Origin of the sequence: Buchnera aphidicola (Neophyllaphis podocarpi), assembly GCF_964059055.1 — a bacterium.
Taxonomy (GTDB): Bacteria; Pseudomonadota; Gammaproteobacteria; order Enterobacterales; family Enterobacteriaceae; genus Buchnera_M; species Buchnera_M aphidicola_A.
Genome location: NZ_OZ060386.1, coordinates 413,324 through 430,707 on the forward strand (window position 1 = coordinate 413,324; position 17,384 = coordinate 430,707).

Here is a 17,384-nt window from a genome sequence, read left to right on the forward strand (position 1 = left end):
AATGAAACAATATATAAAACTATTAAAAAAAATCATTAAACATGGAAAAAATAAAGACGATAGAACAGGTATAGGTACAAAATCAATTTTTGGCTATCAAATGAAATTCAATTTAAAAGAAGGTTTACCTATACTTACAACAAAAAAATGTCATATACCTTCTATTATTCATGAATTACTTTGGTTTTTAAGTGGAGATACAAATATAAAATATCTTCAAAAAAATAAAATCTCAATTTGGAATGAGTGGGCAGATAAAAATGGTAATTTAGGTCCTATATATGGTAAACAATGGAGAAAATGGACAAATAATGAAGGAAAAAACATAGATCAAATAGCTAATATAATAAAAGAAATAAAACATAACCCAAATTCGAGAAGAATAATAGTATCTTCATGGAATGTAGGAGAAATTGATAAAATGCTTTTACCTCCTTGCCATATAATATTTCAATTTTATGTTATAAACAGGAAATTAAGTTGTCAAGTATATCAAAGATCTTGTGATGTATTCTTGGGATTACCGTTCAATATAACTAGCTATTCAATATTACTATCTATGATAGCTCAACAATGTAATTTAAATATAGGAAAATTTATATGGACAGGAGGTGATGTACATTTATATAAAAACCATATAAATTTAGCAAAAATTCAAATTTCTAGAACTCCATCTAAATTACCTGAATTAATTATTAATAAAAAACCTTCTTCGATATTTAAATATAATTTTAATAACTTCGAAATAAAAGGATACAAACCACAATCTACAATTAAAGCAAAAGTAGCTATTTGAAAAAATTTAAAATAAAAATATATAAATAAAATAAAATATGAACAAAAAAATACATATAAAAACCTGGGGATGTCAAATGAACGAGTACGATTCATTAATTATCACCAGGACACTACAAAAAGATAAATATACTATAACAAAAGTAGCAGAAGAAGCAGATGTTTTAATTTTAAATACTTGCTCTATACGTGAAAAAGCACAAGAAAAATTATTTCACCAATTAGGTAGATGGAAAAAAATAAAAGAAAAAAAACCTAAATTAATAATTGCTGTAGGAGGTTGTGTAGCTGCACAAGAAGGTAAAAAAATTAAATTAAGAGCAAAATATATAGACATAATTTTTGGTCCTAGAACATTAAATTTATTACCTAATATGATTAAACAAATAAGTCAAAAAAATAATTTTGTAATAAATATAGATTCACCTAAAATAATTAAAAAATTTAATATCAATTTAAAAAAAATAAATAAAGGAATAAAAACATCAATTTCTATAATGGAGGGATGTAATAAATATTGTAGTTTTTGTATTGTACCACATACAAGAGGAACAGAAATTAGTAGACCTCATAATAGTATTATATCTGAAATATCAGAATTATCACATAATGGAACAAAAGAAATAACTTTATTAGGCCAAAATGTAAACGCTTATAGAGGAAAAAACGAACACGGAGAAAAATGTAATTTTGCTGATTTAATAAGACGTATATCTTTAATAAAAGAAATTAAACGTATAAGATTTATTACTAGTCATCCTGTAGAATTTAATGAGGAAATTATAAATTTATATAAAGAAATACCTAAGTTAGCTAGCTTCTTACATCTTCCTGTACAAAGCGGATCAGATAAAATACTTAAACTTATGAAAAGAAGACATACTATTAAAGAATATAAAAATATAATAAAAAAAATATTGAAATTTAGACCTAACATGCAATTTAGTTCTGATTTTATAATAGGATTTCCAGGAGAAACAGAATCAGATTTTAATAAAACATTAAAGTTAGTTAAAGAAATAAAATTTGATTTTAGTTTTAGTTTTATATATTCTCCTAGACCAGGAACTCTAGCATGTAATTTTGTAAATAATACAACATTAAACGAAAAGAAAAATAGACTTAATATATTACAGAAACAAATACTTAATCAAGGTAGAATATGGACTAAAAGTATGCTAAATACAAAACAAGAAGTTTTGGTTGAAGGATACACAAAACAAAAAAATAATGAGTTTTTTGGAACAACAGAAAATAATAGAACTATATATTTTAATAGCGATTATAATATAATAGGAAAATTAGTTATAGTAAAAATAAAAAATATTTACAAAAATAAAATTTTAGGAAAAATTATATAATCAAAAATAATTTTATGATACATATACTAAATACAAAAACAATGAAATTATAATGAAAAAAATTATTGTAAATGTACAAATAGCCTGTAAAAAAAAAATATACCAGAGAAAACAAAATTAATATACTGGATTAAATATATATTTAAAAAATTCAAAAAAAAAATAAATATAACAATAAGAGTTGTTAGTATAAAAGAAATAAAAAATTTAAATCAAAAATATAGAGGAAAAAATACACCTACAAATATATTATCTTTTCCTTTCATAAATCATCCTTATAAAAAATCATTGTTAATAGGTAATTTAATTATCTGTAATAAAATTATGCAAATTGAAGCAAAAAAGCAAAGAAAAGAAATAAATGAACATTGGGCACATATTATAATACATGGAGGATTACACTTAATGGGATATAATCATATAAAAAACAAAGAAGCAAATACTATGGAAAATTTAGAAATTAAAATTTTAAAAAAAATGGGTTATAAGAATCCATATATTAAATAATACATTACTAAATTAATTAAAAGAGAAACAAAAAAATATATGAACGATGATAGTTGTTCAAAAAAAACAGATAAATCCAATAGAAAAGGTTTTTTTTCTTTATTGTTACATCAAATATTCAATGAAGAACCAAAAAACTGCGAAGACTTATTAAAATTAATTCGTAATTCAGAACAAAAAGAATTAATAGATCATGACACAAGAGATATGATAGAAGGAGTATTACATATAACTAAAAAAAGAGTAAGAGAAATAATGATTCCAAGAACACAAATGGTTACATTAAAGTTAAATTTCAGTTTAAGTAAATGTTTAAATATAATCATAAAATCTGCTCATTCAAGATTTCCTGTAATAAGTGAAGATAAAGATCGTATAGAAGGTTTTTTAATTGCTAAAGATTTACTACAATTTATGCATAATGAAAAAAATTTTTTAATTAATAAAATATTAAGACCAGCAATTATAGTACCTGAAAGTAAATATGTTAATCAAATGTTGAAAGATTTTAAATCTAAAAGATATCATATGGCAATAGTTATAGATGAATTTGGAGCTTTATCAGGATTAGTAACGATAGAAGATATTTTAGAGTTAATTGTAGGAGAAATAGAAGATGAATATGATAAAAAAAATCAGGAAGATAAAAATATAAATCAGCTTAGTAAAAATACTTACAAGATAAAATCTTTAACTTTAATAAAAGATTTTAACGAGATATTTAATACTAATTTTAGTTATGAAGAAGTAGATACAATTGGGGGTTTAGTAATGCAAAAATTTGGAAGATTACCAAAAAAAGGAGAAAATATTAAAATTAATAAATATAATTTTAAAATTTCAATAGTAAATAGTCATCGTATAATACAAGTTGTTGTTATGATTCCTAAAGACATGCCTATTCCCAAAAAATTACTAGATATTTGATACTCATAATAATTTTAATAAAAAAATAAAAATGTTAATAAAAAGATAATAGTTATGTATTATAATTAAATAATATATAACTATTATCTTTAAAAATAAAAAAAAATGAAAAAAGAATATAATTTTAAATCTATAGAAAGCAATATCCAAAAATACTGGGAAGAAAATAAAATTTTTAAAGTCAAAGAAGAAAAAAATAGAAAAAAATTCTATTGTTTATCTATGTTACCTTATCCTTCTGGAAATTTACATATAGGTCATGTTAGAAATTACACAATAGGAGATGTAATATCAAGATTTTATCGAATGTTAGGGAAAAATGTTTTAAATCCTATAGGATGGGATGCTTTTGGATTACCAGCAGAAGAAGCAGCTATTAAAAATAATACATCAGCAAAAATATGGACTAAAAAAAATATTTCATATATGAAGAAACAATTAAAAAAATTAGGATTTTCATTTGATTGGAGTAGAGAAATAAATACATCTAAAAAAGAATATTTTATATGGGAGCAATGGTTTTTTATACAATTATATAAAAAAAAATTAGTTTATAAAAAAAAATCATTAGTAAATTGGTGTCCTACAGATAAAACTGTATTAGCAAATGAGCAAGTAATTAATAAAAGATGCTGGCGTTGTAATTCAGAAATAAAATTAAAAAATATGTATCAATGGTTTATAAAAATTACAAAATATGCTGAAGAATTATCAGATGATTTAAATAGTCTAAATGATTGGCCTAAGAAAGTTAAAAAAATGCAAAAAAACTGGATTGGAAAATCAAAAGGAATGGAAATAATATTCAATGTATATAATAAAAGTAGTAAAATATCAGTTTACACTACTAGAATAGAAACATTAATGGGAACAACATGTATATTATTATCTTATAAACATGATTTTGTAAAGAAATATTTAAATAAAAACTTAAATATTACCAATTTTATAAAATCTCATGATTTAGATAAAGATAAATATCTTTATAAAAAAAATGAAAAAATAGGAATAAATACTAATGAAATAGCTATAAATCCTATAAATCAAGAAAAAATACAAATATGGATTGTGAATTTTATTTACTCAGATTATGGAACAGGAGCAGCAATATGTGTTCCAGCTCACAATAAAAATGATCTTGAATTTGCATTAAAATATAATATACCTATAAAAAAAGTTTTATTAAAAAATGATAATAAAAATAAATTAAAAAAAACAGATGAAAGCATACTATGTAATTCAGGTGAATTCAATGGTTTAAGTATTACAAAAGCGAATAAAATAATTTCAGAAAAAATAATCAAAATGAATAAAGGAAAAAAAAGAATTTTTTTTAAACTTAAAGATTGGTGTATATCAAGACAAAGATATTGGGGAACACCTATTCCTATGGGTGTAATAGATAATAAAAAAATTACATATGTTCCTGAGAATAAATTACCAATAACTCTAAATACAAAATCTTATAATAAAAAAAAATTATGTAATAATAATATTATAATTAATGATAAAAAAAATATAATTTTAGAAAAAGATACATTTGATACATTTATAGCATCATCATGGTATTATGCTAGATATACATGCCCTAAATTCACAAAAGGTATGCTTAATCCTAAAAAAACAAGTTACTGGTTACCAGTTGATTTATATATAGGAGGAATTGAACACGCAATAATGCATTTACTATATTTTAGATTTTACCATAAATTAATGCGTGATTTTAAACTAGTAAAAGGAAATGAGCCTGTAAAAAAATTATTATGTCAAGGTATGGTATTATCTGATGCATTCTATTATACAACAAAAAAAGGAGAACAAAAATGGATTAAAAAAAATGATGCCTTAATAACATACAACAAATCAGGAAAAATAAAAAATGCATATTTAAAAAACACAAAACAAAAATTGATACATGTAGGAATGACTAAAATGTCTAAATCTAAAAACAATGGGGTAAATCCAAATGAAATAATAAAAAAATATGGCTCAGATACTTTACGTTTATTTGTAATTTTTGCAGCTCCAATAGAAAATAATTTAGAATGGAATGAAGCAGGAATAAGAGGTATGAGTAGATTTTTAAAAAAAATATGGAGAATAACATATAATTATATAAATCAAAAAATAGAAAAAAAAATTGAATGTAATAACAAAAAAAACGAAATAAAAGAAATAAATAAAATACAACAAAAATTACATGAAACTATTAAAAAAGTATCAGAAGATATAAAAAATAAAAATTCATTAAACACTGCTATATCTGCAATAATGAAATTTACTAACAAAATTAGTGAAATCAATTTAATTACAAATAAAAATAATTCATTAATTAAAGAATCAATAATATCAATTATAAAAATGTTATATCCTTTTGCTCCTCATTTTAGCTGTGCTCTATGGAAAGAAATACAAGGAAATTATAATATAGAAGATCATAAATGGCCTGTATTAAATAAAAAATTACTTGTTTGTAATAAATACTTAATTATCATACAAATAAATGGTAAAACTAGAAGAAAAATTAAAATAAATAAAAATTTTACTAAAGAAGACATTTTTAATAAAATTAAAAAAGATAAATTAGTAGATAAATATATTGAAAATAAGAAAATAAAAAAAATTATATTTATTCCTAAAAAAATTATAAATATTGTTATATATTAATAATATGTTCAAAGACAAAAAATATAAGATAATAGTATTAATTTTATTAATTAATATGTTTATGATATCTGGATGTGTATTAGAAGAAAATGCATTAATTAAAATAGATCCTATAATTAATATATTATTAGATGATAGCAGAATAAATGATAACTCTATTAAGGAAATAATAAGAGAAAAATTTAGTTATTATAATGTAAGTATATTAAATAAAACAAAAGAAAATAAAAACACGCCAGAATTAATTATTTTAGATATAAAAGAAAAAAAGAAATCCGATAACTTAAGCAATAAAAATAATTTATATGAATATTATATTCATATTAAAATAAATTATATTATCAATATAAATAATCAGTCATGTAAAAATAGTATTAAAATTGTAAAATCGTTTATAAGTTGTAGTAAATTTATATATGAAAAAGAAGAAATTTATGAAAATTTAAAGAAAACAATAAAAAAAGATGCTATAGAAAAATTAATACAAAAAATTTTAATTGAATATTTAATAAATAAAAATAATATTCAAAAATGTTATATAAATTAAGGCTTAAAATAAAATGACAAATTATATAAATAGCATAGAATTTTATAAAAACGCTTTTTTTAAAAAAAATTTTTATTTTTTAATAGGTAATGAAACTAAAGTTACGCAGGAAATCACAGAAAAAATAATTTTAAATTGTAACAAAAAAAATTTTAACAAAATTAAAAACTTCTATGTAGAAGATCATAAAATTTTTAATAAAATATTTTATAAAATTCATGAACAAGATTTTTTAGAAAAAAAACAAATTATAATAATCAAAACTGATATAAAGTCATTTAGCATAAAGATAAAAAAAAAATTCAACACTTAGTATCAATAAAAAATAAAAACATAATATGTATTATTTTTTTTGAAAAAAATATATTAAATAATAAAAATTATTTAGAAATGTTAAAAACAAATCAAGACATAGTTTTTATAAAATGCAATAAACCCAAAATAAACGAATTATATGAATGGATTAAATTTAAATCTAAAAAACTAAAAATAAAAATTAGCAAGATAAATCATGAGTTAATAATAAAAAATTATATAGATAACTTTACAGGTTTAATTAATTTTATAAATATAATATCTCTTATATGGCCAAATAAAAAAATAAATAGAAAAAAAATTCAACAAATTATAGAATGTGAAAATAGATTTACATACTCACAATGGATTAATTATATTATTAAAGGAAACCAAGAAAAAACTATAAAAATTCTACAATATTTTAAAATACAAAATTATAGTCCGGTAATATTAATTAGAGTATTACAAAATTTTATATTAAATATTATAAATTTAAAAAGAAAAACTAAATATTGTATTTATGAAAATTATTTAAACAAAAATATTTTAACAAAAAATAATAATTTAGAAGAAAAATCAAAAAAAATAAATAATAAAAAATTATATAATTCAATAAAATTAATAAGTTTAATAGAATTAAAAATCAAAAGAAATTTTAAGAAAAATGTTTGGTTAGAACTAATTAATTTATCATTAACATTATGTTAATAACTAAATGAAAATTATGAAAAAAAATACTTTAAATATAATTTTAGGAGGAACTTTTGATCCTATTCACTATGGTCATTTAAATATATCAAAAACATTAGCAAAAGAACTACAATCAAAGAAAATAACTTTAATACCCAATAAAAAATCATTAAATAAAATTAAGTCTACTGCATCTATAAAACATAGATTAAAAATGATTAAATTAGCTATAAAAAATAATAAAATGTTTAATTTAAATTATTTAGAAATAAAGTCAAATAATACATTTTATACTATAGATACATTAAAAAAAATAAGAAAAGAAATAGGTTATAAAAAATCTTTAGCTTTTATAATTGGAGAAGATAATTTAATTGAATTATATAAATGGCATAAATGGAAAAAAATATTGAAAATAAGTCATTTAATAGTTTATAGAAGAAAAATTATTAATAAAAAAAATAAAATTTTTTTTGAAAAAAAAATAACTCCTTATATAACAAATAAAAAAAATATGCTAACTAATCATGCGTTTGGATTAATATTTATATCTAATGCCCCTTTTATTAATTTATCTTCAACACAAATAAGAAAAAATATAAAAGAAGGCATATCATGCAATAACATGCTACCTAAAAAAGTATTAAATTACATTAATAAAAAAAATATATATTTCTAAAATATAAAATTAATATAAAAAATTAAAATATTTAACCTTATAAGACTAAGATATATAGAAATATTAATAATAATTAAAAATATTATAAATATAAACGTTAATTTATTATGATAATTACTAATAATTTAATTAATAAAAAGAAATTATATAATTATATAAAATAATTATATTAATATAGGAGTTAAGTTTTATTTTAAATATATTTAATTATTGTTTAATTAATATATTTAACATTCTTCTAATAGGTTCAGCTGCTCCCCATAATAATTGGTCTCCTACAGTAAATGCTGATAAATATTTTTTCCCAATATTAAGTTTTCTAATACGACCTATTGGAATATCTAAAGTACCAGAAGTAACAGAAGGATTTAGTTTTGAAATAGTAGATTCTGAATCATTAGGTATAATTTTTACCCATTTATTATGATTATATATTATTTGAATAATATCATTAATATGAATATCATGCTTTAATTTTATTGTAAAATATTGACTATGACAACGTAAAGTACTAATACGTACACATATTCCATCTATTAAAAATAAATTTTCATTATCTATTCCTAAAATTTTATTTGTTTCAAACTGACCTTTCCATTCTTCTTTACTAATACCGTAGGAAAAAGTCTTATCAATCCAAGGTATTAAACTACCAACTAAAGGAACTTTAAAATTATTTTTAGGTAATCTATCAGAATTAATTAAATTAGTAACTTTACGATCTATACTTAAAATATTTGAAGATAAATCATTTTTTAAGTCTAAATCAATATATTTAGATAAAAAATTCATCTGTTTTAACAATTCAAACATATGTTTAGATCCTGCTCCAGAAGCAGCTTGATATGTAGCAACAGAAATCCATTCAATTAATTTATCATTAAATAAACCACCTAAAGCTAATAACATCAAACTAACAGTACAATTTCCACCTACAAAAGTTTTAAAACCTTCATTAATTTTATTAATAATTAAATCATAATTAACAGGATCTAAAACAATACAAGAATCATTACGTGTACGCAAATAAGAAGAAGAATCTATCCAATAACCTTCCCAACCAGAAGATCTAAGTTTATCATATATCTTTTTAGTATAATTAGTTCCTTGGCAAGTCAAGATAATATCTTGTTCTCGTAATAATGAAATATCGAATGCATCATACAAAACTTTATTTATAAAACTACTATTTATATTAGGAACAGTACTTCCAATTTGAGAAGTTGAAAAAAATATAGGAATAATATTATTAAAATCTTTTTCCTCTTTCATTCTATCTAAAAGAACAGAACCAACCATACCTCTCCAACCAATAAATCCCACAGATTTCATGATAATTTTCTCTTTTTTTGTTATAAAATAATATTTAATATTAAAAATAATAAAAAATAATTATACTATGAATATTTTTATTTAAAAAGCAAAAAATAATTTCATAAAAACAAATTTTAATAAAATATTTATAAGTTTATTTATTATAAAAATAGTAAAAGAAAAAATAAAAAATAAGGAAAAAAATATGAATGATATGATATCTTCAATTATATTACTATTATTAATTATGGATCCATTAGGTAATTTACCAATATTTATGTCTGTATTAAAAAATTTTACACCTAAAAGAAGAAAGATTGTATTAATTAGAGAAATGATAATAGCGCTAATTATTATGATATTATTTTTATTTGCTGGAGAAAAAATATTATCTATACTAAATTTAAGAACAGAAACGGTATCTATTTCAGGAGGAATAATATTATTTTTAATAGCTATTAATATGATTTTTCCTACTAAAGAAAACAATAATAATGGAATATCAGTTGGAGAAGAACCATTTTTAGTACCATTAGCTATTCCATTAGTTGCTGGTCCTTCATTATTAGCAACTTTAATGCTATTATCACATCAATATCCTAATCAAATGATTTACTTATCTGTATCATTAATAATAGCATGGATTATCACATTAATTATATTATTATTGTCAGGTGTATTTCTTCGTATTTTTGGATCTAAAGGAGTAAATGCGTTAGAACGTCTAATGGGATTAATTTTAATAATGTTATCTACACAAATGTTTTTAGACGGAATTAGATCTTGGTTTAAAATATAACATATAATTGATTCACAATTTAAAAATTTAGTAAATATAAAATAAGAAAAATATGATTAAAATAACTGATTTAAACATAAATAACAAAAGAGTTCTCATAAGATCTGATTTAAATGTTCCAATAAAAAATAAAAGAATAAAGTCTTATGCAAGAATTGAAGCATCTTTGCCAACAATAAAATATGCTTTAAGTAAAAACTCTCAAGTAATACTATTATCTCATTTAGGTAGACCTATAGAAGGTAAATATGATGAAAATTTATCTTTAAAGATAGTAAGTTTATATCTTAAAAAAATATTAAAAAATATAGAAATTATATTTATTAAAGATCTTCCAGAAAAAATTGAATTTAAGAAAAAAACTTTAATTATTTTAGAAAATGTTCGTTTTAATATAGGAGAAAAAAGTAATAGCTCAGAACTAGCAAAAAAATATGCAAATCTATGTGATGTATTTGTAATGGATGCTTTTGGATGTATACATAGATCCCATGCTTCAACTCACTCATTAGCTAAACAAGCAAAGAAAACTTGCGCTGGTCTATTATTGACCCAAGAACTAAAATACTTAAAAAAAGCATTGATCAATCCAATTCGTCCTATGGTATCAATAGTCGGAGGAGCTAAAATATCTACAAAATTTGGAATATTAGATAAATTATTACAAATTTCAGACTATGTTATCGTAGGAGGAGGTATAGCAAATACTTTTTTAGCAATAAATAATAATATAGGAAAATCATTACATGAATCAAAGTTTATAGATAAGGCAAGAATATTAAAACAAAAATACAATAATCTTATTTTACCACATGACTCAAAAGTAGTAAGTGAATTTAATGAAAACGCTGATTTCATAACAAAAAAAGTTTTTAATATATCCAACAATGAAGAAATAATAGATTTTGGAAATGATAGTGCTATAAAAATGGCAAAAATAATAAAAAAAGCAAAAACAATAATATGGAATGGGCCTGTTGGTGTTTTTGAATTTAAAAAATTTAGAGAAGGTACGGAAATTATAGCTAAAGCTATAGCAAAAAATAAAGGTCTATCTATTGCTGGAGGAGGAGATACTTTAGCAGCAATCGAAATGTTTAAGATAAAAAATAAATTATCTTATATATCTACAGGAGGAGGGGCATTTTTAAAATTAATAGAAGGTAATACATTACCAATTATAGAAGAACTAGAAAAAAGAAGTATATTTTAAAAAAAAGGAATAAAATGCAAAAAATATTTAATATTTTAAAACCTGGGGTTCTTAATGGGTATGAAGCAAATAAATTGTTTAATTTTGCAAAAAAAAATAAATTTGCTATACCGGCTGTAAATTGTATAAATACAGATTCAATTAATTCAACTATGGAAGCAGCCAGCAAATCAAATTCTCCGATAATTATTCAATTTTCTCTAGGAGGATCTGCTTTTATTGCAGGTAAAGGCATAAATAATGCTAACTATAAAAATCATCAAATATCTATTTTAGGAGCAATATCAGGTGCATATCATGTACATTTAATGGCTGAACATTATAATATTCCTGTAATTCTTCATACTGATCATTGCAATAAAAAATCACTACCATGGATTGATGGATTAATAATTAAAGGAGAAGAATTTTTTTATAAAACTGGTAAACCATTATTTACATCTCATATGTTAGATTTATCTGAAGAAAATATAGAAGAAAATTTAAAAATATGTAAAAAATATTTTAAAAATATGAATAAAATTGATATGGCTTTAGAAATGGAATTAGGATGTACTGGAGGAGAAGAAGATGGAATAGACAATTCTAAAATTAAAAAATCTTTTTTATATACAAAACCAAAAGATGTAAATTATGCATTTGAAAAGTTAAATGAGATTAGCGAAAATTTCACTATAGCTGCATCTTTTGGTAATGTTCATGGAGTATATAAACCAGGAAGCATAAATCTTAAACCATCTATTTTAAAAGAATCTCAAATTTATGTAAGTAAAAAACAAAAAATAAAAGATAACAAACCACTTAAATTTGTATTTCATGGTGGATCAGGATCTAATATAGAAGATATACAAAAATCTATAAAATATGGAGTAATAAAAATAAATATAGATACAGATATACAATGGGCTACATGGTTAGGAGTATTTAAATATTATAAAAAAAATAAAGAATATTTAAATAAACAAATAGGGAACAAAAAAAATAAAAATAGTCCTAACAAAAAATATTATGATCCTAGAAGCTGGATACGTTATGCACAAAAATCTATAATAAATAGATTGAATATTTCATTTGAACAAACAAATTCTAAAAATACTTTATAAGAATAAATAAATCAAATTATACAATTGTAAATATTAACTAACATTTTTAAAAAAATAACAGAGAGTAATAAAAAAATATCTCTGTTATTTTTTATAAAAATATATTTTTGTTAGATCTTTAGAGCTATAAAATAAAAATGGAAAAATTTAATTTAATATATGATATTTATCATATAAATGATTGGGTAACAATAAATAGAGAATTATTAATACATTATATTATAAATATAATCTGGGCTATAGCCATTTTTATTATTGGTAAATCAATTGCAAAGATTATATCTAATGGAATAAATAAAGTGTTAATTTTAAGAAATATTGATATTACTATTTCTAATTTTATATCCTCAATCATGCGTTACAGTATAATTACATTTACAGTAATTGCTTCATTAAGCAAAATAGGAGTACAAACAACTTCAATAATTGCGGTATTAGGAACTGCGGGAATGGCAATAGGTTTAGCTTTACAAGGATCTTTATCTAATTTATCTGCAGGAATTATTCTAGTAACATTAAGAACATTACGTACAGGAGAATATGTTGATTTAGGAGGTATATTAGGCACTATTTTAAATGTACATATTTTTTATACTATATTAAAAACAGTAGACGGTAAAATAGCAGTAATACCTAATAGTAAAATAATTAATGGAAGTATTATAAACTATTCAAGAGAACCTATAAGAAGAAATGAATTTATAATTGTTGTATCATATAATTCAGATATTGATTTAGTAAAAAAAATAATACAAAAAGTGATAAATGAAGAAAATAGAGTAATAAAAGATAAAGATATAATAATTGGAATAAAAAAAATTGATTTAGAAGCTATATATTTTACTATTAGATGTTGGAGTAAAATAGATGAATATAATTCAGTATACTGGGATTTAATGAGCAAATTTAAAAAATCATTAGATAAAAATAACATTAATATTAACTGTAATAAAATAAATATAAACGTATTTTTATAAAAACATTAATATTTAATATAATTATCTCTGGAAAAAATAATGTTTAATATATATTATTCTAATCAATTAAATATTCTAATTAAAAAAATAGATAAAGTTATTAAAAAAACACCAGCAAAAAATTTATTAAAACCTGAAATTATATTAGTTCCTAGTACAAAATTAATACAACCAATACAAATACTAATAACTAAACATATAGGAATATGCGCTAATATAGAAATTATGTTATTTAAAAATTTTTTGTTAAAATATTTTAACATATTTTTTTTTAAAAGAATATTTTTGGATGATGAATTACTAACATGGAAATTGTTTTCTTTAAATAATTTTAAAAAAATAGTAAAAGATAATAAAGAAATAAAAGAAAAAGAAATTATAAATTATGAATTACAAAATTTTAGCTTAGCAAAATATATAGCAAAATTATTCAAACAATACATGTTATATGATCCTTTATTTTTAGAAAAAATATCAAACAAAAAAAAAATAAATAGTCAATATATATGGCAAATAAAATTATGGAAATGTATTTTTAATAAAAAAAATAAAAACAATAAAGAATCATTTAATACATATAATTTTTTTGAAAAAGAGATTTTAAAGTCTAAAAAAAATAAATTAATTCCTAAAAGATTTTTTTTATGTTGTATAAATTTTTTAGAACCTATTTATATTATAATATTAAAAATTTTAAATAAGTATAGTGATATTTATATACTAATTAGTAATAGCATTTTTTATAACAAAAAAACTACTAATTTTACAGAAAGTAAGATCAAAGGAAAAATATTTAAAACAATTTCATTAGTAGAACAGAACAAAAATATATTTATATCTAAATTAAAATGTAAAAATATAAAAGAAAAGAAATTCTTCATAAGAACAGAAAAAAATATCTTAAATACAATTAAAAAAGAAATTTTAAATAAAAAATTTAATTCTTTATTTAATGGTAATAACATAAACAAAAAAGAGATAAAAGAAAATAATACTATAGAACTTGAAGATAGTTCTTTTTGTGTAAAAGCAACAAATAATATAAGAGAAGAAATAGAAAAATTATATGAAAATATTAAAAAAATTTTAAATAAAAAAAACGATATTTTACCACATGAAATTATTGTGATGAGCAATAATATTAAAAAATACTCTCATATTATAAAATCAGTTTTTAAAAAAAACTTTAAAGTTAAAATTATAGATGAAAAATTTAGTGATAAAAGTATATTATTTAATAATTTTTATAAGTTAATGAAATTAGGAGATAGTCAACTATCTAATATTCAAATAATTGAGTTTTTAGAAATGGATAGTATTTCAAAAAAATTTAAAATTAATCAAGAAGAATATAAATTATTATATAAATGGATAAAAGAATTAGGTGTACAATGGGGTTTTGATCAAAAGCATATAAACAAAAAAATTAATTTAAAAAATATAAATATTAATACATGGAAAGTAGGAATCAAAAAAATTTTATTAGGATATGCTATGGATCAAGATAATATATTTGATAATATAATACCTTATTATGAACCTAATAATTTGTTTAATAGGTTAATTGAAAAGTTTATAATTTTATTGATAAAATTAAACAAATGGCGAAAAATTTTTCAAAAACCCAAAACAATAAAATATTGGATAAAAAAATATCAAAAATTTACTAGTGATTTCTTTGATAAAAAAGAAGATTCAAAAAAAGAACTAAAACTTATAGAAAAAACTTGGAAAAAAATTTTGTATAATGGACTAAAATCCAAAAATAAAGATAAAATATCAATTAATCTATTAAGAGAAGAAATATTAAATAATATAAATAAAAAATCAAATAATCATATAATAGATGGTTCAATATGTTTTAGTAATATAAATTATTTAAGCTATTTTCCTTTTAAAGTTGTTTGTATAATAGGTCTAAATCAAAAATTTTTTATCAAAACAACAATTAAAAATAAATATTATTTTTTAGTAGATTCAATTAAAAAAATAAATAATAACTTAAATTATTTAAATTATAATAAAATATTTTTTTTAAATTCATTGATATCTGCACAAAAAATATTTTACATTAGTTACATAAAAAAAAACTCTCAGAATATAATAAATACTACTTCAGTATTAAATAAATTAATAAATTATATAAAATATAAATTTTATATAAAGAAAAAATCATTAAAAGAAAATAAAATAAAAAAAATTAACACAAAAAAAATAAATAAAATAAGCAAAAAAAATATATGTTATAAAAATAAATATTTAATAGAAAAACAATTCTATAATATAGAACAAATTGAAAAAAAAATATCTTTTAAAAATCTGTTAAAATTTTGGAAAAATCCAATACGTTTCTTTTTTAATTATAGATTACAAATTAAAAATTTTTATCAAATAGAAAACTTATATGAAAATGAAATATTTCAACCAAATAATCTAGATATTTATAAAATCAACACAGAGATCTTAGATAAAATTTTATATAAAAAAGATATAAATATACTTTTTAAAAAATATAAAACAAACAATCAATTACCAATAGGTAAATTTGGTGAAATAATATGGAACAAACAAATAAAAGAAATGGAACAAATAGCACAAAAAATAAATAATTATGTAGATATCAATACAGAAAAATACATAAATTCAGAAATTAAGTTACTAAGGATCGAAAATAATTATTTAAAAACATATAAAACAGGATTAGTACGCTGGAGACCAGGTATATTAAATATATATGACGGATTATCTTTATGGCTAGAACATCTTGTGTATTGTCTTTCAGGAGGATTAGGAAATAGTATTTTTATTGGACAAAAAAATACAAAATGGTATTTTTCAAATATAAATAAAGAAATAGCTTTTAAGAATTTAAAAAAATATATTAAAGGATATAAAGAAGGTTTAATGACACCAATCCTATTAACAAAATCTGGAGAAAAATGGTTAAGTACTATATATAATACTAAGAATAATAGTTTATCGAAAAATAATCAAGTACATAAAAAAGCAGAAAAAAATTTATTAAATACGTGGTTTGGAAATTTTATAATATATGGAGAAAGAGAAGATATATATATTAGTAAAATTATAAATAAAATAGATGATTACTATATAAATAAAATATGTAGTGCATCAAAAAAATGGTTAATGCCAATTTTAAAAAATAATACTAACTTAAAAATAAACTAATAAATGCAAAAGAAAATAGATATAATAAATATCAATATTAATGAAGATATGATAATTGAATCATCAGCAGGAACAGGTAAAACTCATGCTATATCATTAATATATTTAAAATTATTATTAGGTATAGATTATCCTAAAAGTTTACCAGTAGAAAAAATTTTAATTATAACATTTACTAATTTAGCTGTAGATGAGCTAAAAAAAAGAATTAAAAATAATGTATATGAATTAAAACTAGCTTGCTTTAAAAAAAAAGTAATATTAAAGAAATAAATGAACTATTCAAAAAAATAAAAGATATAAAAAAAGCTATATCTTT

At 20.0% G+C, this 17,384-nt stretch carries 16 protein-coding genes; 15 read left to right on the forward strand and 1 reads right to left on the reverse strand.

The features are described 5' to 3' along the window. The first annotated feature begins 1 nt into the window (after position 1). The 9 genes from thyA to nadD all read left to right on the forward strand — a co-directional run bounded on the left by thyA (position 2) and on the right by nadD (position 8,470). Complete coding sequence (thyA, locus tag AB4W60_RS01960; RefSeq protein ID WP_367676067.1) at positions 2–796, forward strand: thymidylate synthase; 795 nt, start codon at positions 2–4, stop codon at positions 794–796. Between the two features lie 37 nt (positions 797–833). Beyond that, a complete protein-coding gene (miaB, locus tag AB4W60_RS01965) occupies positions 834–2,156 on the forward strand; it encodes a tRNA (N6-isopentenyl adenosine(37)-C2)-methylthiotransferase MiaB (RefSeq protein ID WP_367676068.1) in 1,323 nt (440 codons plus the stop codon). 99 nt (positions 2,157–2,255) lie between these two features. Further along, positions 2,256–2,663, forward strand: a complete 408-nt coding sequence (gene ybeY / locus AB4W60_RS01970; protein ID WP_343188884.1) for an rRNA maturation RNase YbeY — start codon at positions 2,256–2,258, stop codon at positions 2,661–2,663. A 39-nt stretch (positions 2,664–2,702) separates the two neighbouring features. After that, entirely contained in the window at positions 2,703–3,590 is an 888-nt protein-coding gene (corC, locus tag AB4W60_RS01975) for a CNNM family magnesium/cobalt transport protein CorC (RefSeq protein ID WP_343188514.1), read from the forward strand. Between the two features lie 105 nt (positions 3,591–3,695). Next, positions 3,696–6,257 (forward strand): leucine--tRNA ligase, encoded by a 2,562-nt coding sequence (gene leuS, locus AB4W60_RS01980; protein WP_367676069.1) that lies wholly within the window; start codon positions 3,696–3,698, stop codon positions 6,255–6,257. 4 nt (positions 6,258–6,261) lie between these two features. Then, complete coding sequence (locus tag AB4W60_RS01985; protein WP_367676070.1) at positions 6,262–6,804, forward strand: hypothetical protein; 543 nt, start codon at positions 6,262–6,264, stop codon at positions 6,802–6,804. 13 nt (positions 6,805–6,817) lie between these two features. Beyond that, complete coding sequence (locus tag AB4W60_RS01990) at positions 6,818–7,117, forward strand: hypothetical protein (protein ID WP_343188517.1); 300 nt, start codon at positions 6,818–6,820, stop codon at positions 7,115–7,117. A gap of 77 nt (positions 7,118–7,194) precedes the next feature. Continuing rightward, positions 7,195–7,809, forward strand: a complete 615-nt coding sequence (locus AB4W60_RS01995; protein WP_367676071.1) for a hypothetical protein — start codon at positions 7,195–7,197, stop codon at positions 7,807–7,809. Between the two features lie 16 nt (positions 7,810–7,825). Beyond that, complete coding sequence (gene nadD, locus AB4W60_RS02000; protein ID WP_367676072.1) at positions 7,826–8,470, forward strand: nicotinate-nucleotide adenylyltransferase; 645 nt, start codon at positions 7,826–7,828, stop codon at positions 8,468–8,470. A 207-nt stretch (positions 8,471–8,677) separates the two neighbouring features. Here nadD and asd read toward each other — a convergent pair whose 3' ends face one another. Continuing rightward, positions 8,678–9,805, reverse strand: a complete 1,128-nt coding sequence (gene asd, locus AB4W60_RS02005) for an aspartate-semialdehyde dehydrogenase (RefSeq protein ID WP_367676330.1) — start codon at positions 9,803–9,805, stop codon at positions 8,678–8,680. A gap of 184 nt (positions 9,806–9,989) precedes the next feature. On the opposite strand from asd, the gene AB4W60_RS02010 reads away from it, so the two are divergent. The 6 genes from AB4W60_RS02010 to AB4W60_RS02035 all read left to right on the forward strand — a co-directional run bounded on the left by AB4W60_RS02010 (position 9,990) and on the right by AB4W60_RS02035 (position 17,338). Further along, positions 9,990–10,583: a YhgN family NAAT transporter gene (locus AB4W60_RS02010; protein ID WP_343188520.1), complete on the forward strand. Its 594-nt coding sequence runs from the start codon at positions 9,990–9,992 to the stop codon at positions 10,581–10,583. Positions 10,584–10,635: 52 nt separating this feature from the next. Continuing rightward, a complete protein-coding gene (locus tag AB4W60_RS02015; RefSeq protein ID WP_367676073.1) occupies positions 10,636–11,796 on the forward strand; it encodes a phosphoglycerate kinase in 1,161 nt (386 codons plus the stop codon). A gap of 14 nt (positions 11,797–11,810) precedes the next feature. Further along, complete coding sequence (fbaA, locus tag AB4W60_RS02020; protein WP_367676074.1) at positions 11,811–12,899, forward strand: class II fructose-bisphosphate aldolase; 1,089 nt, start codon at positions 11,811–11,813, stop codon at positions 12,897–12,899. A gap of 137 nt (positions 12,900–13,036) precedes the next feature. Beyond that, a complete protein-coding gene (gene mscS, locus AB4W60_RS02025; RefSeq protein WP_367676075.1) occupies positions 13,037–13,876 on the forward strand; it encodes a small-conductance mechanosensitive channel MscS in 840 nt (279 codons plus the stop codon). A 39-nt stretch (positions 13,877–13,915) separates the two neighbouring features. Further along, entirely contained in the window at positions 13,916–17,065 is a 3,150-nt protein-coding gene (locus tag AB4W60_RS02030; protein ID WP_367676076.1) for an exodeoxyribonuclease V subunit gamma, read from the forward strand. A gap of 3 nt (positions 17,066–17,068) precedes the next feature. Continuing rightward, positions 17,069–17,338: a UvrD-helicase domain-containing protein gene (locus AB4W60_RS02035; protein WP_367676077.1), complete on the forward strand. Its 270-nt coding sequence runs from the start codon at positions 17,069–17,071 to the stop codon at positions 17,336–17,338. Positions 17,339–17,384: the final 46 nt, after the last annotated feature.